An 18,378-nucleotide genomic window follows, 5' to 3' on the forward strand; every position below is an offset into this window, starting at 1 on the left:
TGTGGAAAACAACAAATTTCCATAAATTTCTATTAGTTTCTATTAATTTCAATTTTTTTAATAATATCTCCCTATCTCCTTAATCTCCACATCTCCTTTTGTTACACCACCTGAACGCTTACATAAATTCAAATAACCAAAATTCAAAACATTACCCCCATAGTTTGTATTTAGGACTTGAAATTTGGTGTTTATTTGAGATTTGGTGCTTGGGATTTGGGATTTTTTTACTTATCCACTCTGAGTAAAGTTTTGACTAATAACTGCTATAATCGTGAACTGGAAACACTATAACTCTCTTAATAAGTCGTTTCACTACCCATAACAAAGGCATATTCTTCGACAATCTTCTCACCAAGGACATGTTGAGTTAGTATCTTGATTATTTTTTCTGCATCCAGCTCCACATATTTAACTGGTGATTTTCCTATTAATTCAACCGTAGCCATTGGTTCACGACTGCACAGACCAGCACAACCTGAGGTAGTTACGATAATGTCTTTTACATTTCTTTTTGCAACTTCGTCCATCAAAGAGGTCATTACTTTTCTTGCCCCGGCGGCAATACCACAGGTTCCCATGTGAACTGTTATTTTTGCCCGATAACCACCTTCCCGTAATGTTGCGGTTGTTTGATAATCCTTTTTAATCTTTTTTAAATCCTCTACCCTTAATTTTGGCATCTTATACCTCCTCGTAATAGGTCAATGCTCTCCAATAAAATTGAGTATTGATTTTATTCATTATTTTATTTATATTCATTCACAATCTCCATAATCTTAACCGAGTCAACTGCTCCGTAGGTATCTTCATCTACTACTACCACTGGTGCTAAACCACAGGCTCCCAGACAGCGAACACTATCTAACGAATATCTTCCATCTCCGGTCATTTTCCCAACTCCTACATTTAATTCTTGTTTAACCTTATCTAAAATCTCATCACTTCTTTTTACATAACAGGCTGTTCCCAGGCAGACACGGATTAAATGTCTTCCTCTGGGCACCATTGTAAAGAATGAATAGAAAGTGACGACACCATAGACCATAGATGAGGAAAGATTTAATCTCTCCGCGATATGGTGTTGGACCTCTTCGGGTAAAAATCCGGCTACGCCCTGTACCTGTTCTAATACCGGGATAAGAGCACCTGGTTTATCCTTGTATTTAGCAATTATCCCATCAATCTTTGCCCACTGTTCCTGGGTTATTTCAACCTTTTTTGCACATTGACATTCTTTTTCCATAGTTAGATATCTCCTTTCGATTTTTGGTAACTATTCAGCCACAGATGGACACGGATGAAACACGGAAAATCCGGTGGTGTCTGAAAATAACTCTAATAGTGAAATCTATGCAGATTTGGTGTCCAAAAGGGATTTCCTCCAAAGAGCAAAATGCAAAACTCGTTTATAGTTTAGGGTTTATAGTTTATAGTTTATAGTGTATAGTGTATAGTTTATAGTGTATAGTCCTTCAACTATAAACTATCAACTATAAACTATCAACTATCTACTACATTTCAGCGTTAAAATACTTGAAGCAAAGATATTACTAAATTCCTCCAACTCTTTGAGAAACCCTGCTACTTCCTCTTTGAAATTTGATTTGTAATTTTGCATTTTGATATTTATATTTGATATTTGATATTTAATATTTATTTGTTATCTCCCCCAAATCCTATTTTGCAGAACCCTATACACTATTTTAACCTTTATGCTAGTGTGGTGTTGAGTAAGTTTTGCACGGGGTATCATCAGGTTTCGTAACCTGCAAACGGATAATTGGTAACTGGTAATTGGTAATTGGTTAAATAGCTTCGTCGTGAGCTCAGCCGAACGGTATTTAATTACCAATTACCAATCACCAGTTACCAGAATCAAATTCCGTGCGTTATTTGTTCACCACGACACTAGAAGCAGGATGCTTATGTTACTTTAAATCTTCCATAAGGTCTTTCTGGATAAGTTTTAGCACCTCGACATTATTTATTGGGATTTCATCCAAATCTGCCTTTATTTTGTCCGTATCCAGAGAATAAGTTAAGTTTTCTTTTTTATGTTGATAAAAAAAGTCTATTTCTGGATTTCCGGCTATGAGCGTCATTATTGTTTGTTTCATATCGCCGATGGGTTTGCGGTCGATATGACTATGTTTGAAACTCGCGGTAATTTTAGTTCCAATCCCTTTTTTTGATTTTATTTCAAATTTGCCGTCACATTCATTCGCCGCCTGAGCAAGCAATGAAAGCCCTAAACCGACCTTTCGTGTTTTTTTAGTCGTAAAAAACGGGTCTGTGGCTTTTTTAACCGTTTCTTCATCCATTCCAAAACCATCATCGTTCATCTCGATTTTTAGCACATCTTTTTTTAAATTTTCGTCAATCTTTATTTTGACCCTTTTTGCCCCAGCTCGAATTGAGTTTTCAACTATGTCCAGAATATGTAATGATAAATCTTCCACTTTACTTTTGTGTCTCTAAATCTTTAATGTAGTTTTTAATAAAGCCTTTTTTATTTCTTTTACCATTGGTTTTTTTAGTGAAAATTGAGTCCATGTTTTACCAATATCCGCTAAAAAATGGGCATCAGAGCCTGTAATTACAGGAAATTCTTTTACTGTCAATTTATCCTTTGTTATGTTTGGCGATATTTCGACAGCATCTAATTCTAACCCTTCTGGAATAAAGCCCAATTGCCCAATAATTCCAAATCCTTCACGGTCAATATGTGAGGCAATGGCAATGCCATTAAGCGAATGAATTGCCTCAACACATTTTTCAATCGTTAATTTAGTTGCTCCAATCAAAAGCCTCTGGTTATGCCTTACAATTTCGTCATCTTCATTAACCACTAATTGTAATCCAAAGGCATTCTCGTCATTTACACCTGGTAAGTTTTCATAGACAAGTTCTTGTAATTTTAGTAGGTCATCATCATTATCAAAAAGGGCTAATAGATGTACTTCTTCTGATGTTGTAATCTCAATTCCCCCAATAACCGTTATCTCAAAGGTTTTGCCAATTTTTTTACTAATCAAGACATTTTCGGCTGAATTATGGTCGCAGATACCGATTATATCTAATTTTTTTGACTTTGCCGTATTTATTATTCGTTTTGGTGTCATATCCAGGTCCCCACAAGGAGAAAGGCAGGTATGGATATGCAAATCTGTATTAAATATTTTAAGCATTTTGGGATTGCTAACTGGTAATTGGTAACTGATATAATTTCCCTACTAACTCAAAAGTTGATAATTTACTGACTAAAATAGGAATTTTTTCATGGATTGCCTTTTGTAGTGTATCTTCGTCTGGCTGACGATTATTAACTAAGATAATCCCTCTAATCTCTTTCAAGGAAGCCACGGCCACGATATTTTGATGTATTTGTAAAGTTACCCAGATATTTCCTTCCCTGGCATTTGCCATCACATCCGATAACAGGTCAGAGACATAGCCGCCGGTAACTTCCTTGTCTAACATTTCCGGTGCAGATTTAACCTCTAAATTTAATTTTTCAACTATTTCCTTTAACTTCATTTTTCACCGTTTATAGAGGTTAGAGGTCAGATTTTAAAGATATTACCTTAATATCTGTTCTCTGACCTCTGTTTTCTACTCTAAATTTATAATAATTTCAATTTGAGTTCCTTGACCTACTTTTGAATTGATGGAGAATTTATCAGCACACTTTTTAATATTGACCAGTCCCATACCTGCACCAAAACCCATTTCTCGAATCCAATCTGGTGCGGTAGAGAAGCCGGGTTGCATTGCTTGTTCAACATCAGGTATGCCAGGTCCAGAGTCTATCACGGAAAGCTTAATCTGCCTGGGTTGAATATTAGCGATAATCTTGCCTTGAGATGTAAAAATAACAATATTCATCTCCGCTTCATAACTGGCAATAGCTAACCGACGAATTACCTGCGGACGGATACCTAATCGTGTCAGTGTTTTTTTGAGACGGCTTGATGACTCTCCCGCTCGCTTAAAATCATTTCCAACAATATTATATTGTAAAATTATCCTTGATTCATCGGCAATAATATCCTCAAAGAAATGACTTGCTCGAAGTCGCTTAATCTCCTCCTCATAATATTCATGTTCTAATCTTTGCAATAGCCCATGAATAATATCTCCTTTGGTTATAATCCCAACTAATTTACCATTTTCTCTTGCAACTACCGGAAATCTTCCATAATTTAATTTCTCGAATTTATTAATGGCGTGGATAAGTGGTTCATCCTCGTATAAAGTTTGTATAGATTGAGTCATTTTTTGTGAAACAGGGATTTCCATTTCTCCATCTAATAAACATTTAATAAAATCTTCAAGACTAATAATCCCAACTAATTTACCTTTATCTACAACCGGTGTTCCTGAGATACGGTTATCTCTCAAAATTTCACGCAAGTCAGCGATTAAATTATTCGGACTAACAGTAATAACCTCTTTTTTCATTACCTCGCCAACTTTTAATTCATAAGCCAGTTCTTGAATTACACTAATTTTTTCTTTTGCATCCATTTATTCTTCTATCTCTGAGCACCCGGGTAATCCTTTTTGATATAATCGACCACAGGACTCATACATCGGTAAATTAGTGACTAATAATGGGATATTTTTTTCTTTTGCCATGTCAATTGTTTCTGGGGGTGGTTTTTTACCACGCACAAAACAAATTGCCTTTATATCAGATATCTCTGCGGTCCGAATTACCTGGGAATTAGTGAGACCTGTGAGAAGTAATGCCCTGGCTTTAGTAAAGGATAAGACATCACTCATTAAATCCGCGCCACAAGCCATCTTTACTTCTATTTCTAAACCAGAGGTATCTGTAAGAATTTCAGCCTCTAAAATTTCTTTTAGTTCTCTAAGTTTCATTTATTTTCCCTTTTTTGCATTTCTTGCCATTTTTCAAGATACTTAATATCTATCGTATCTTTATATCTATCTGTTTTCTTTAATTTAATCAAATCCTCAACACAAGGCACATTTACCTGAAATCCTGTTTCATCTGTAATTACTTCCTTACGGTTATACATTTCTTCAAATGAAATAGTTTCTCCTTCTTGAATAATCTTTTTTTTAGCCCGAAACACATCAATAGATACATCATTTTCTAATTTAAACATAAAATATGATTCCATCTCGTCTAATTTTTTAGATGGAAACAGGTCAAACTTCTCTGCTATTTCAAGGAAATTTTTGGTATTTTCTCTACTTCCATCAATATAAAGGTCGTAATCCATTGTTTGGACAGGTATACCATAGGCAATCATTGCCTGTCGTCCTATCAGAAGATACTTAATATGAGCATTATGAATTGCGGCAATAAACTCAACCGGGTCTGTCATTTTCCACCTTTTTTAATTTGCTAAATTTAATCGCGGCAAGGGTATGTCTATATCCAATTTGTAATCTCTTTTTAACGCCAAACTTAGAAAGCCAGGTAATTAGATTTTCCATTTCTTTTTCTTCATCCTCCTGTGTTGGTAGAGGTATCGTATCTTTATCAATCATCTTAAAAATTATATTATCACAATATCCTGAAAAAGTCAATTTTTATTTTAAAAAATTCTTGACAACAACTTATTATTTATGATAATCTTAATAGTGCTTTATGAAATAAAAAGGGGATGAAGAAAGATGAAAAAAATTGTTTTGGCATATTCTGGTGGGTTAGATACCTCCGTGATGATTAAATGGTTAAAAGACAATTATGATGTTTTGGTGATTGCCGTAGCCATAGATTTAGGTCAGGGAGAAGATTTTGATAAATTGCACTCAAAGGCAATATCAAGCGGGGCGGATAAGATTTATATTGAGGATGTCAAGGATGAATTTATTAATCAATATATCTTTCCTGCATTAAAGGCAAATGCGATTTATGAAGGTAAGTATTTATTAGCAACTTCACTTTCTCGACCTTTGATTGCCAGGAAATTAGTTGAGGTTGCCAAAAAGGAGAATGCAGATACTGCCGCACATGGTTGCACGGGTAAAGGCAATGACCAGGTTCGGTTTGAGGTGACAATTTCAGCTCTGGCTCCAGAACTAAAAATTTTAGCCCCTGCCAGAATATGGGAATTTAAAAGTCGTGAGCAAGAGATTGAATATGCGATAAAACACAATATCCCGGTGCAAGTAACCAGGGAGAGCCCGTATAGCATTGATAAAAACCTGTGGGGAGTAAGTATTGAGTGTGGTCCATTAGAAGACCCCTGGGTAGAACCACCAGAAGATGCTTATCAAATAACTACCGCTCAATCACCAACAGAACCAACTTATTTAGAAATAGCGTTTGAAAAAGGAATTCCGGTAAAACTAAATAATGAGGAGTATGCCTCAGTAAAGTTAATCCAGAGATTAAACGAAATAGGTGGGAAATATGCCATTGGACGGGTTGATGTAGTTGAGAATAGACTTGTTGGAGTGAAGTCACGAGAGGTTTATGAGGCACCAGCCGCGACTATTTTATTTGAGGCACATAAGGCATTAGAATCATTAGTGTTAGATAGAGAAACAATTCATTTTAAAGAAATAATCAGCTTGAAATACGCTGAATTGATATATTATGGATTATGGTATTCGCCATTAAAATCTGCATTAGACGGATTTGTCGAAAAGACACAAACTAATGTTACGGGTAAAATCAGAGTAAAACTTTTACCTGGCAAGGCAATCGTGGTTGGTCGAGCATCCGCATATTCACAATACCGCTATGAATTAGCCACATACAGCCAGGATGATACCTTTGACCATCAAGCCGCTGAAGGATTTATCAAAATCTTTGGTTTACCGTATAAAGGAATAGGTTAAACATGGAAGAAAAAATAAAATTTGAAGAGGCATTAGTAGAACTGGAAGGGATTGTCCGAAAATTAGAGCAAGGTGGCTTACCATTAGAGGAATCATTAGCCGCTTTTGAAAAAGGAATGAAACTGTCAAAGACCTGTTTTAAAAAGTTGAATGAGGCACAACGCAAAATCGAAATTTTATCTAAAGATAAAGAAATAGGTAAAATTACTTCTAAACCATTTTTATTAGAAGAAATTGAGTCTGATGATAAGAAGGGAGATGAATTTATGAATTAAATCCTAAATCACAGGGTCAAGCAAGCATTGACACTTTGAATCCGCCCCATGGGCTGACATTACCCTAAAAATTTACAACCTGTGAAATAGGTCTATCCTTTTTATTTATGCAGCCTTTTTTAGCTCAAAGAGTATCTGCCTCTTCTTAATCCAATTATCCTGTTCATTGTTTTGGTGCAAGGTAATAACTGAAGCCAAAGCACTTGACCCTTTTTTACTCCATCTCATACCATTATGTTTTTGCCGATCCGCTACAGCAAGATCATTTGCTTTCTCTCCTCTATTGCTGGATATTCCCAACCCAAGTTTTTTCCTGAGCCCATAACAGGGAATATAGCTTCGATTCCTCTCAAAATAACTATACTGGACACTGCCATTAACTGAGATATTTAGGGACGGATTATTTTCGTCGTTTTTCCCTGTGATTTCTTTTGGAAATTAGAAATTGGAAATTAGGTCTTCACTTCTTTCCCCAATTTCTAATTTCATATTCATTTTTTAACCGCAATCTTTCACACTAAAATGAACCGTCTCTAAAATCGCAATTTGTAACGGTGTTGAGTATAATTAAGCAATCAATGGCTACCTGTGATTTAATATCCTTTTCTTCAACCACTCTCAAAACGTTAACCGCATGGTCAATCTTTCCTACCCATAAATAACCCCTTACCTTCCTAAGTATCTCATTCCGAATTCCCTTGTTTTTTAAACCAAGACTTAACTGCATTTCACACTTCTTAACTAAATAATACCAATCAAGAATAATTCTATATGGTATCCAACCAAACATTGATTTTATTGCTGAATGTAAATCCTTTGCTCCATCCACAAAAAATAATAAACTCCCTTTCCTTAGCAAATCATTATGCAAGAGAAAGTCGATTAATCTCCTTATCGTCTCAACTATCCCTAATCCGTTAAGTATATACCTGTTGACTAACGATACGTTAAGGTGTATAATCTTAGCGTATGGAAATAAAGTTACACAAAAAAGCTACTACAACTTTAGCAATAAGACAAATTATTAAAGAAAGCCTTCTTTCTGCTTATGCTTTGGCTAAAAAGTATGGCATTAGTCAAACTACGGCTCAAAGATGGAAAAAGGCTGAAAGCCTTGAAGATAAATCCTCTCGTCCACATAGACTTCGTACCGATTTAACAAAGGAACAAGAAGATTTAATTTGTTTTGAAAGAAAGCAATTTAAGAAGACAATTGAAGACATCTTTTTTACTTTAGAACCCGGATTCCGGACAAATTTCTCCAAAAATATAACGTAACATATTGAGGGACATGAAGAAATGTTGCCTTTTGCTTATACATAGTGTAGCCCATAAATTTTTTGTAAAAAAAATTTAACAGCAATTCTCGGTGAATTTTTAGAGACTGAATTCACCTATGTTTAGGAGAGATAGAGAAAAGTATTTTTCGTAAAGATTTTGAGAGGAAAATAAGGAATAATGAGTCTCTATCTAATTTTTCACCGAGAATTTCTGAAATTTAAAAAAATTACTTGACAAAAGAGAATTAATGATATATAATGTAGTCCATAACAAACGGGAGGGCTACATATGTATCTTGATTATAAAACTACAAGATATAAAGACAAAATATATAAATCCTACTTGATCGTTGAATCCTATCGAGAGAAAGGCGAAGTAAAAAAGAGACCTTTATGGAAAATCGGTAAATTAACTGATAATCAAGTTGCCCAAATAAAATTAATTTGTAAGTCACAAACTGATAAAGAGTTTGCCGTAACTGAGCTTAAAAATGTCATCCCTCTACAGAGCAAACCATATTTGGAGCTTGCTGTTGTAAATGAACTATGGAATCAAGGGGAACTATCAAGGGTATTTAGAACTAATATTACTAAAGGAGATTTACCAACACCTCTTGTAGCAAGAGTTCTTACGATCAATAGATGTGTTGATCCTTGTTCTAACTATTCTATTCCCCCAATGGATAAGAAAAACCGCCGTATCTGAAATTCTGGGAATCTGTCTTGATAAACTTAATGATGACAAGATCTATTATGAACTCGACAAGATAGAAGAAAATAAGAACCATCTTGAAGATCATCTCTTCAGGATGACATATAGGAAAGACCCGTCAAGTTATACTATAGTCAATTATGATCTCTCTTCTTCCTATTTTGTTGGATTCAAATGCAAACTTTCCGCATTTGGTAGAAGCAAAGATGATAAACATGGTAATAAACAAGTTATAGTGGGTTTGCTGGTAAATGATAAAGGATACCCTTTCTCTTGGGATGTTTACCCTGGTAATACGGCTGAAGTGCATACCTTAACAGATAAGGTAGACATCTGCCGTAAGCGTTTCAAGATGAAAGATATTACCCTGGTATTTGATCGTGGCATAGTATCCGATGACAACCTGGAATACATCACAGATAAAAAGCTAAAATACATATCTTGTCTTGATAAAGATCAGATACAAAATGTTCCTGGAATTGATTTATCTATTTTCAAGGTATTAACTACCAAGGATTTATCTGAGAAACAACTCTCTATATTAGGGCTTGACAAATATGACCAGGATTTGTGGTTCAAAGACCTTGGAGAAAAGGAAAATCGTCGATATATACGTGGACTTAACCCAACACTGTTTAAAGAGGAAAGAGAATCTCGGATTGAGAAGCTCAGATGTTTTGAAGAATTTGTCGAGAAAAAGAATGTAGAGCTTAAATCGGCTAAACGCTCAAGAGGTTATGAAGCCACTAAAAACTGTATCATAAACGAGCTCAAAAGATTAAAGACAAAGAAATATTTTAATGATGAACCAGTTCTTGAGGAGATAGAGATTCAACCTATAGATAAAGATGGTAAAAAAGGTAGTCTCATAAAATCATATCAGGTATCAATAGAGAGAAATGAGGTTAATATTGATAAGGATGAATTAGTAGAGGGCCTTTGTGTATTTGTTTCTAATCATATTCAAAAGAAAGAGGAAGATGTCATTTTCAGCAGTGAAAGAATAATAAAGGCTTATCGGGATAAAACAAAGATTGAGGATGCTTTCAAACATATTAAATCATTCTTAAAGATACGTCCCTTCTTCGTCAATACCGATAAGCACGTCAGAGCTGTTTATACCGTATCCGTGGTCTCATATTTCATTAATAAGGACTTAGCAGAAAGACGTAAACAGATAGAAGGTATTGACTACCTTAATTCTAAAAACCTTTATGAACCCTTTAGAGGTTATGATTGGATTAAGCTCAAAGATACATTGTCTGGTAAAACGAAAGGAGAGGAGGTTTGGTTGAGTGAAGAACAAAAAAGATTATTGAACAATCTAAATATAAACATTCAATAAGAAAATTATATAGTGTAGCCCATAAATCTAAAGTTATAATCTTATGGGATACACCTAGTGTAGCGTTCTCTAAATACATATAATAGTTATTAACGAAAATTTCTCATAGAACAGATATAGCAACAGGGTTGATGGTTGATAGTTTATAGTTGATAGTTTCATAGACTATCAACCATCAACTATCAACAATACTAATGTGAACTTTTGGTTAATACTTACTATAATATTGTTATATCTACTTAGAGAACGCTCTACTAGTTATAAATATTTTTCCGGAAGTGGGGTTAGAAGATAAAATACCCAATCTTTATCCAATGAAGATTTACCGTTGTTTAAAAAGGCATAATTTGAATATCGTGCCTGAAGAGTTTATTAATGCTGAAAGAAAGATTAAGAAGTTTCGCAAATATACTATGGGATACCTTCATATGGATTTACTTTATGCTCCAAAGATTAACAAGGAAAGAAACTATATTTACACTGCTATTGATAGGGTGGCTAAAATTGCTTTTGTAATGATAGGTAAAAGAAAGAATAAAGAAACAGGGGCTATATTTCTAAAACAAGCCTGTCCTTTCTATCCTTACAAGATTAACTATATCCTAACTGACAATGGAGCTGAATTTAGTTATAAAGCATTGCCAAAAGGAAAGAAGACCAAGAAAACTCACTCTTTTGACAAGATTTGTCAAGAAAACAAAATACAACATCGAACTATCAAATTCAAACATCCGTGGACTAATGGAATGATAGAGATTAGCTATTTTCAGACACCACCAGAAAAGGGAGCTTGACGATGATGCCAAGTGTAACCCAGTTCTGTCCTCATATAAGCACAGGAAGTATTTTTGTAGAAAGGACAGGATCTCTAAATATACCTGCACCTGATATCTTTTCCCACTCTTGGCGAATAGGGTATCATTACCCACAGTATGATCAATGCTTCCTTCTCGGATAAGGGTGGAAACGATCATTTTCAATACTCCATAAACTAAATGGTTAATGTCCCATTTAGCCCTTTTGAAGAAATTGTAAAAACAACTATGATGTTTTCTTTTGGGTGCACCTCCTGTCTGAATTATTCGGGTGATAGTCTTTCGACCTGGGGTTAGCAACCAACCAATAATTAGAGTCACAAAGTTCTCGAAACTTTGTTTATTTTTGAAAGAATTTGTAAAAGTATTCAAAATTTGATAGAAAGTTGTCGATAAATATAATAGGCTCATCTCTTCTCCTCCTTTTAAAGATTTGATTCCTATTATCTTTAATCGACAGGAGAAGAGATTCTTTTTAATTTCTGCTAAAAAATGACGAAACTCTAGGGGGGTAAAAAGTAAGTGTAGAAATTGATAAATGAAGTTATATTTCCCCTTTTAATTTTGATTGTAAAGCTGATCAGAGAAAGTAGAATAAGTAAATTTTAGGAATTTATAAATGTTCTCAATTTTAAAATTAGCGGGAAAAAATATTTTTCGAAATAAACGAAGGACAACTATTACACTATTAGCTATATTTGTAGGTATAGGTAGCGTCGTAATTAGTAAAGGAATAGTCGCAGGTTTTCAGAAAGGAATAATTGACTTAGTCACAAGAGTAAAAACAGGACATATTCAGATTCATACTAAAGGATATTTAGATGCTTTACAATTAATGCCATTAAGGTTGTACATCAAAGAATTAAAGAAGACAGAGAAGATAATAAGAAAACAGAAAGAGGTAGTTCATTATGCTAGAAGAATTAACTTTACAGGAATGCTTTCTACTGGAGAAGAATCTACTATGTTTATGGGAATAGGAATAGAACCAAAGAGCGAATTTAAAATATGTAGAGATTTACTATCAGGAATTATAAAAGGGAAGGAGTTAAAGGGATTTTCTCCTTACTCTGCTTTAATCACTAACCAGTTAGCGAAAGGCTTACAAGTAGATGTGGGTGATACTATTATGCTTATATCACATACAATAAATGATACAATGAATGCTGTTGATGTACAAGTTGAAGGAATAGTACAAATTGGCACCCCAGTCTTTTTTAGTGGGAATATGTTGATCACTACATTGGCAGCTGCTCAGAAACTTCTTGATATGAAAGGTAAAGTAACAGAAATAATAATTGGTATTGATAAGATTGAGAATTTAGAAAATGTTGCAGAGACTCTCCGTGGTAAGTTTAATACGAAGAGAATGAATTTAGAAGTGCATACTTGGAAAGACATAGTTCCCTACTATAAGGATACTATACAGGCTCAAAATGTGATACTTTGGATTATAGTTCTGATTTTACTAATTATAATAGGGACAAGTATAATGAATACAATGATGATAGCAGTATTTGAGAGGACACGAGAAATAGGTGTAATGATGGCAATAGGAACTGAAAGAATGCAAATTTTTTTACTTTTCCTTTTTGAATCATTATTCACTGGAGTAATTGGGAGTTTCATTGGATGTGTAAGTGGAGCATTGTTTGTTTGTTATTTAAATATAATAGGGATTACTATCAATCTTTCTGGGGAATTAAGATCTGTAACTTTTTATCCGTATGTAACAGAGAATAATATTACATTTTCCTTCTTATTTGGTATTTTTGTATCAATTATATCAGGAATCTATCCAGCCTATTTAGCCTTACAATTAAAACCTGTTGATGCTTTGAGATATGTATAGTATAATATTTGAGTTCTTAGTTAGCGTTATCTATATCTTCATTAAAAAAGAGAGTTAAAAATGGTAAAAAAATACCAATTATTCAAAAAGGGAATTCTATCCAATAAATACATTCGAGATCTTAATAATATTACTATTAATGACATCTCTTTAGTAGGGAGTAAAGGTGCTAAGTTAGGGGAAATGAAAAAGGCAAAATTCCCTGTACCACCAGGATTTTGTATTACAGCTGATGCTTATGAATATTATCTCCAATATAATGAAATCCAAGATGAGATTGTTAAAATAGTAAAGGATACATTTATATCTTTTTCTTCTCTTAAATCAGAAGCTTATAAGATAAAAAACCTTATTTTATCTGGGCATATACCATTAGAGCTCAGAAATGAAATTATATCAGCTTATCACAAATTAAGAGGATATGTATCTATTCGTTCATCTGCTACTTATGAAGATTTATCTATAACTTCCTCTGCTGGGATATATGATACTTATCTCAATATAATTGGTGAGAATGAAGTACTTAAGAAGGTAGTTGAAGTTTTTGCATCTTTGTGGAGTGAACGAGCTATTTCTTATCGAGAGGCTAAGTTTTCTAAGAATGAGGTTACTATAGGAATTCCAAAGATGGCAGTTATAATACAACAGATGATTTCAGCACAAGTTTCTGGTATAATTTTCACTTCCAACCCTGTCGATAAAGATTTGGTGATCGAAGGAAGCTTTGGATTGGGTGAGATAATTGTAAAAGGTAAAGTTACTCCGGATAGATATGTGATTAATAAAAGAACATTGAAGATAAGCGAAAAAACACTCTCTACTAAGGATGTAATGATAATTCCTGATCAGAGTCCTAATCAAGTATCTATGGGAGTTCTTGAGATCTATGTTCCTCAAGAGAAAAAAGATAGGCAAATTCTATTAGATCGAGAGATAAAAAAATTAGCAAGGTTGGGTTTAAATATCGAGAGATATTATAGAGTCCCTCAAGATATTGAATGGGCTTATAATAAAGGTAAGTTTTATATCTTACAAACAAGACCAGTTACTGCTATCCCAGAAAAAGTAACTATATGGAGCAACTTTAATTGGAATGAGATAATTCCAGGAGTATTATCTCCCTTTACTTGGTCAATGTTAAATGAAGTAATTCAGAATATGATAAAACATATAATGAGAAAATTTGGATTTCCTCCTGTTGAGTTACCACCTATAATAGAGTTGCTTTATGGTCGGGTATATTGGAATATGAATAATCTATTAGAAGTATTTAAAGACCTATCTTTTTTTGAAGAGATTGGGGGAAAAGAAGCAATATTGGCTGTTGGGGAAAAAGTACCTAATTTTAGAATTAAGATAATATTGATGTGTCTGCAGATTTTTAGATTCAATATATTCAAACTCTTAAATGTTATTTATAAAATCAGTTGTATTTTCTTTAAGATGCACCGTGATATAGAGAAGGTATACTTCCAAGTTAGAAAGACTTTTGATAAGTTTGAAAAAGTTGATCTTTCAAAAATCTCTTTAGAAGAATTATTATCCTTTAGAATATTGTATAGTGAAGAAGCAAAGGAAGTAATGCTTGCTAATGTACTAGGGGGTGGATTAGTTATATCTTCTTATCAATTACTTGGTAAAATAACTAAGCGATGGCTTGATGATAAGGATGGAATACTCCAAGCAAAATTAATAGGTGGAATGTTAGATGAGACTGTCAAAATGGATATTGAAATCTGGAAATTAGCACAAAAGGCTTCAACTTCTGAATATATCAATTCTATTTTTAGTGAGAGAAATGAGGAAGAAATTATTAGTTTATTAAAAGAAAAGGGAGAAGGAAGGGAGTTCTTAATTAAATTAAAAGAATTTCTATCTGAATATGGACATCGATGTAGTATGGAATATGATTTTATGGTACCCAGATGGATAGAAGAACCAAGGTTTATCTTAAGTATGATAAAGAATTATCTCAAGAATAAAGTAAGTGAAGAGGGGTTAGTTGTTAATCCTATTAGACACTTGAAAAATAAAGCAATAGAACAGGAAAAAATAATTCTTAAATCTTTAGAAAAGTTATCATCAGGAATCTTTAATAAATTATTTCCCATAAAGAGATTCATTTTCAAGAAGGCCATTCAGAACCTTCAAAGAAACCACTCTTTACGGGAGACACCAAAATTTTATGCAATGATGCTATGGATGGCTGCAAGAATGATGATTTTAGAGGTAGGTAATCGTTTATTTGAAGAAGGAGTTCTTTTAAGTAAAGACGATATTTTCTTCTTGAATATAAATGAGACAAGAAAATTAGTAAAAGGGGAATTCAGTAAAAAAAAGGCTCTACAATTAGTAACTGAACGTAGGCAAGAATATGAACATAACCTTAAACTTAAACCGCCATCAATTATTAGAAGTGATTCTTTTCTCACTTTTGAAGAAGAGAAGTTGGAATCTTCATCTTATCTGGAAGGAGTAGGTGTATCACCTGGTAAAGTAACTGGGAAGGCAAGGATAATTTTTGATATAAATAAGTCTTGGAATTTAAGGAAAGGTGAAATATTAGTAGTACCTTATACTGATCCAGCGTGGACACCCCTATTTTTGATAGCAGCAGGAGTGATAACAGATATTGGAGGTTTACTTTCTCATGGTGCCATTATTGCTAGAGAATATGGCATCCCTGCTGTGATGGGTGTAAAAAATGGAACTAAGACGATAGAAGAGGGGAGAACGATCACCGTCGATGGAAATGAAGGAAGGGTTTATCTTTATTAATTTTGACTTTTATTACGTCAGAGGAATTAAAAAGGATGTCTTGTAATTACAATAGATTATATCTGACTATTTCAGTTGTACATACGGTTCTAATTCAACTTGTCCTAATGAGTTCAATAGGTTAATCAAAAAGTTTGCATACAAAAAAAGTTTCTGGCTTTTCATACAATAAGAGAACTGTTGTTCTTCAAAACATTTTTATCCAAAAGAAATCATAAGAAAATGTGCAGGAATATACTATCCTATAGGAGTTAAAATGAAAGTAGTATTTGTAAATTCACCAAGGTATGTACATCCTATTATGTATGAGACAAATGATTATTTGATGCCTTTAAATTATCCATGTTTAGCAGCAGCTATACGGGATAAAATGGAGGATATTGAAGTAAAAATTATTGACTGTCCACCTATGAGAATAGGCTGGAAAACTCTAAGAAAAATAATAGAAAAAGAGAAACCTGATGTAGTAGGCTGTGGAGATGTAGTTTTATATGCCCATGAAAGTGTAAAAGTCTTCAAGATAGCGAAAGAAATTAATCCTCGGTGTATTACTATCGCTGGGGGACATTTTTTTTCCTTCATGGTAGAGAAAGGTCTAAAGGAATATATGGCAGATTATATTGTAAGATTCGAAGGTGAAGAAACGATAGTAGAACTCCTTGAATATCTTAGGAATAATAGAGACTTGGAAAAGGTCAAAGGAATTGGTTTTAAAAGAGAGGGGAAGATTATTATTACCCCTCCAAGACCTCTTATTAAAAATCTTGATGAATTACCTATACCAGCTTTTGATCTTATGGTTATGGAGAAACCTTCTTCTTTTGGCATGACTTGGTTAAATGCAGGAGTGCTTGAAAAGTCTCGAGGATGTATAGATCACTGTAATTACTGTTCCCTATGGAAAGTAATGGGTCAATATTCTATTAAGCAAGATGGGAAGGAAGAAGTGAAACCTTGTTATAGGCAAAAGAGTGTTGAGAGAGCTATTGAAGAAGTAGAAATTCTTTACCACAAATACAAAAAGCGATATCTTTTCTGGGTTGATGCTACATGGAATGTTGCTCCTGAATGGACAGATGCTTTTTGTGAAGAGGTACTAAAGAGGAAAATGAAGTTTAATTACTGGGCTTTTCTCAGAGCAGATTGTCTACTACAAGATGAAAAACTGGGAATTTTAGAAAAGATGGTCAAAATAGGACTTAAGCATGCTCTTATAGGTATTGAAAGATCATCAACAGAATCATTACAAACTTTGCAAAAGTCAAGATGTACTTATGAACAGACAAAAGAAGTCTTCGAAGTTCTTAGAAAAAAATATCCTCAAGTTATTAGAGTAGGGACATTTATAGCTGGAGTAGAAAATGAGACTAAAGAATCAATCATGGATTTGGCAAATTATGCTCTTGATCTTAAATTGGACTACATAGAGCTTTTTACTTTAACTCCTAACCCGGGGACTACCATCTGGAGAGAGTGTGTAAGAAAAGATTGGATTGAAATTAAAGATTATAAACAATGGGACTGGCGTACACCCATAATGCCATCAGAATATATGTCTAGGGAGGAAATAGCAAATACTATTGAAAAAGCTCTAAGAAAATTCTATCATTTAAAGCATCTAATATTTAGACAACTCCTTTCCCCTATCAGTTTACGGAGAAAGACTGCCTTTTGGATCATTTATATCACTATAAAGTTTATGACTCTTCATATTGCAAATTTATTAAAAGGTATTTTTGAGGGTAAGAAAGATTTAAAGTCCTCAAAAATACTAAAGGTAGAAAAAGTGATAAAGCCTAAATGGTATGATACATGAAGAAATCTAAATCCAGTTATAAGGACTTCTGCAAAATGGGAAAATAAATAATAGAAGGAAGAAAGAGGTATTTTGAGAATAAAAAAGGGATTTTAAACAAGATTTGTGGGAAAGAAGAAGAGGTTTATTAAAAAAGACAATAATTTCCCTATGAGAGGAACAAATCGCTCTTTAAAAATTACTTTTTTAGTTCTTCAGGCAGCCGTAGATAAGGCAGAATCGTGTGCAAAGATGCGATAACACCTAATTTTCTGTGGTTGTTTTAATAAGAGAGCGGCATCATAATCTACTAGTGCTCTGTCGCTACTTAATTGATGGATAAACCCGTTTCAAAAAATAGATATTGAAACAAGTTGATTTGAAATTCATAGAAATATGGTAGAAATTAGTTGAAATTTATAGAAATTGATGGAAATTGGTAGAAAGATGGTGCAAGAAAACAATAAGTTTCTATTTATTTCTACTAATTTCAATTATATTTCCATAAGTTTTATATTATTATTGACAAAGAATGCTTAAGAAAAATATTAATCAAATCATTGGCGACAGAGCACTAGTGCTCTGTCGCCAATGATTTGATTAAGATTTTGGTCATTCTTGCCGATAATAATATAAACTCTTGAGGCAAGGAGGAACCAAAATGAAAAAAAGTATATAGTTGAATTAACGGACGAAGAACG

At 33.6% G+C, this 18,378-nt stretch carries 21 protein-coding genes and 1 pseudogene; 10 read left to right on the forward strand and 12 right to left on the reverse strand.

The window, feature by feature from the left end:
• Nucleotides 1-299 precede the first annotated feature (299 nt).
• The 9 genes from AB1422_07705 to AB1422_07745 all read right to left on the reverse strand — a co-directional run bounded on the left by AB1422_07705 (nucleotide 300) and on the right by AB1422_07745 (nucleotide 5,526).
• The gene (locus AB1422_07705) at nucleotides 300-683 is read right to left on the reverse strand and encodes a (2Fe-2S) ferredoxin domain-containing protein (GenBank protein MEW6619206.1); all 384 of its coding nucleotides are present in this window, start codon (nucleotides 681-683) and stop codon (nucleotides 300-302) included.
• Nucleotides 684-748: 65 nt separating this feature from the next.
• Nucleotides 749-1,246, reverse strand: a complete 498-nt coding sequence (nuoE, locus tag AB1422_07710; protein ID MEW6619207.1) for an NADH-quinone oxidoreductase subunit NuoE — start codon at nucleotides 1,244-1,246, stop codon at nucleotides 749-751.
• A 685-nt stretch (nucleotides 1,247-1,931) separates the two neighbouring features.
• The gene (locus tag AB1422_07715) at nucleotides 1,932-2,462 is read right to left on the reverse strand and encodes an ATP-binding protein (protein MEW6619208.1); all 531 of its coding nucleotides are present in this window, start codon (nucleotides 2,460-2,462) and stop codon (nucleotides 1,932-1,934) included.
• Between the two features lie 15 nt (nucleotides 2,463-2,477).
• Nucleotides 2,478-3,191, reverse strand: coding sequence for a PHP domain-containing protein (locus AB1422_07720; protein ID MEW6619209.1), 714 nt, complete (start codon nucleotides 3,189-3,191; stop codon nucleotides 2,478-2,480).
• A 10-nt stretch (nucleotides 3,192-3,201) separates the two neighbouring features.
• Nucleotides 3,202-3,540, reverse strand: a complete 339-nt coding sequence (locus AB1422_07725) for a serine kinase (GenBank protein MEW6619210.1) — start codon at nucleotides 3,538-3,540, stop codon at nucleotides 3,202-3,204.
• 75 nt (nucleotides 3,541-3,615) lie between these two features.
• Nucleotides 3,616-4,530 (reverse strand): CBS domain-containing protein, encoded by a 915-nt coding sequence (locus AB1422_07730; GenBank protein ID MEW6619211.1) that lies wholly within the window; start codon nucleotides 4,528-4,530, stop codon nucleotides 3,616-3,618.
• A complete protein-coding gene (locus tag AB1422_07735) occupies nucleotides 4,531-4,887 on the reverse strand; it encodes a DRTGG domain-containing protein (protein ID MEW6619212.1) in 357 nt (118 codons plus the stop codon).
• The gene (locus AB1422_07740; GenBank protein MEW6619213.1) at nucleotides 4,884-5,360 is read right to left on the reverse strand and encodes a hypothetical protein; all 477 of its coding nucleotides are present in this window, start codon (nucleotides 5,358-5,360) and stop codon (nucleotides 4,884-4,886) included. Before AB1422_07740 ends, AB1422_07735 begins: the two co-directional genes overlap by 4 nt.
• Nucleotides 5,344-5,526: a hypothetical protein gene (locus AB1422_07745; GenBank protein ID MEW6619214.1), complete on the reverse strand. Its 183-nt coding sequence runs from the start codon at nucleotides 5,524-5,526 to the stop codon at nucleotides 5,344-5,346. Before AB1422_07745 ends, AB1422_07740 begins: the two co-directional genes overlap by 17 nt.
• A gap of 126 nt (nucleotides 5,527-5,652) precedes the next feature.
• Here AB1422_07745 and AB1422_07750 point away from each other — a divergent pair, with 126 nt between their 5' ends.
• Nucleotides 5,653-6,825 carry an argininosuccinate synthase gene (locus AB1422_07750; GenBank protein ID MEW6619215.1) on the forward strand — a complete coding sequence of 391 codons (1,173 nt, stop codon included), beginning with the start codon at nucleotides 5,653-5,655 and terminating at the stop codon, nucleotides 6,823-6,825.
• Nucleotides 6,826-6,827: 2 nt separating this feature from the next.
• Nucleotides 6,828-7,100, forward strand: a complete 273-nt coding sequence (locus AB1422_07755; protein ID MEW6619216.1) for an exodeoxyribonuclease VII small subunit — start codon at nucleotides 6,828-6,830, stop codon at nucleotides 7,098-7,100.
• A 105-nt stretch (nucleotides 7,101-7,205) separates the two neighbouring features.
• Here AB1422_07755 and AB1422_07760 read toward each other — a convergent pair whose 3' ends face one another.
• Complete coding sequence (locus AB1422_07760) at nucleotides 7,206-7,400, reverse strand: hypothetical protein (GenBank protein MEW6619217.1); 195 nt, start codon at nucleotides 7,398-7,400, stop codon at nucleotides 7,206-7,208.
• Nucleotides 7,401-7,617: 217 nt separating this feature from the next.
• Nucleotides 7,618-7,971, reverse strand: coding sequence for a hypothetical protein (locus AB1422_07765; protein ID MEW6619218.1), 354 nt, complete (start codon nucleotides 7,969-7,971; stop codon nucleotides 7,618-7,620).
• Between the two features lie 98 nt (nucleotides 7,972-8,069).
• Between AB1422_07765 and AB1422_07770 the strand changes: the two genes are divergently transcribed.
• From AB1422_07770 to AB1422_07785, 4 genes are all read left to right on the forward strand, one after another.
• Nucleotides 8,070-8,378 carry a hypothetical protein gene (locus tag AB1422_07770; protein ID MEW6619219.1) on the forward strand — a complete coding sequence of 103 codons (309 nt, stop codon included), beginning with the start codon at nucleotides 8,070-8,072 and terminating at the stop codon, nucleotides 8,376-8,378.
• 291 nt (nucleotides 8,379-8,669) lie between these two features.
• Nucleotides 8,670-9,086, forward strand: a complete 417-nt coding sequence (locus tag AB1422_07775) for a hypothetical protein (GenBank protein MEW6619220.1) — start codon at nucleotides 8,670-8,672, stop codon at nucleotides 9,084-9,086.
• Nucleotides 9,025-10,437 (forward strand): IS1634 family transposase, encoded by a 1,413-nt coding sequence (locus AB1422_07780; protein ID MEW6619221.1) that lies wholly within the window; start codon nucleotides 9,025-9,027, stop codon nucleotides 10,435-10,437. The genes AB1422_07775 and AB1422_07780 overlap by 62 nt, the downstream gene beginning before the upstream one ends.
• 278 nt (nucleotides 10,438-10,715) lie before the next feature.
• Nucleotides 10,716-11,231 carry a DDE-type integrase/transposase/recombinase gene (locus AB1422_07785; GenBank protein MEW6619222.1) on the forward strand — a complete coding sequence of 172 codons (516 nt, stop codon included), beginning with the start codon at nucleotides 10,716-10,718 and terminating at the stop codon, nucleotides 11,229-11,231.
• Nucleotides 11,232-11,339: 108 nt separating this feature from the next.
• On the opposite strand, the pseudogene AB1422_07790 reads toward AB1422_07785, so the two are convergent.
• Nucleotides 11,340-11,663, reverse strand: a pseudogene (locus AB1422_07790) (transposase).
• Between the two features lie 208 nt (nucleotides 11,664-11,871).
• Between AB1422_07790 and AB1422_07795 the strand changes: the two are divergent.
• From AB1422_07795 to AB1422_07810, 4 genes are all read left to right on the forward strand, one after another.
• Nucleotides 11,872-13,104 carry an FtsX-like permease family protein gene (locus AB1422_07795; GenBank protein MEW6619223.1) on the forward strand — a complete coding sequence of 411 codons (1,233 nt, stop codon included), beginning with the start codon at nucleotides 11,872-11,874 and terminating at the stop codon, nucleotides 13,102-13,104.
• A gap of 60 nt (nucleotides 13,105-13,164) precedes the next feature.
• The gene (locus tag AB1422_07800; protein MEW6619224.1) at nucleotides 13,165-15,882 is read left to right on the forward strand and encodes a PEP/pyruvate-binding domain-containing protein; all 2,718 of its coding nucleotides are present in this window, start codon (nucleotides 13,165-13,167) and stop codon (nucleotides 15,880-15,882) included.
• Between the two features lie 256 nt (nucleotides 15,883-16,138).
• On the forward strand, nucleotides 16,139-17,698 hold the full coding sequence (locus AB1422_07805) for a radical SAM protein (GenBank protein ID MEW6619225.1): 1,560 nt from the start codon (nucleotides 16,139-16,141) through the stop codon (nucleotides 17,696-17,698).
• Between the two features lie 105 nt (nucleotides 17,699-17,803).
• Nucleotides 17,804-17,938: a hypothetical protein gene (locus tag AB1422_07810; GenBank protein ID MEW6619226.1), complete on the forward strand. Its 135-nt coding sequence runs from the start codon at nucleotides 17,804-17,806 to the stop codon at nucleotides 17,936-17,938.
• Nucleotides 17,939-18,378: the final 440 nt, after the last annotated feature.

Source organism: bacterium (assembly GCA_040757115.1).
Lineage (GTDB): Bacteria > UBA9089 > CG2-30-40-21 > CG2-30-40-21 > SBAY01 > JBFLXS01.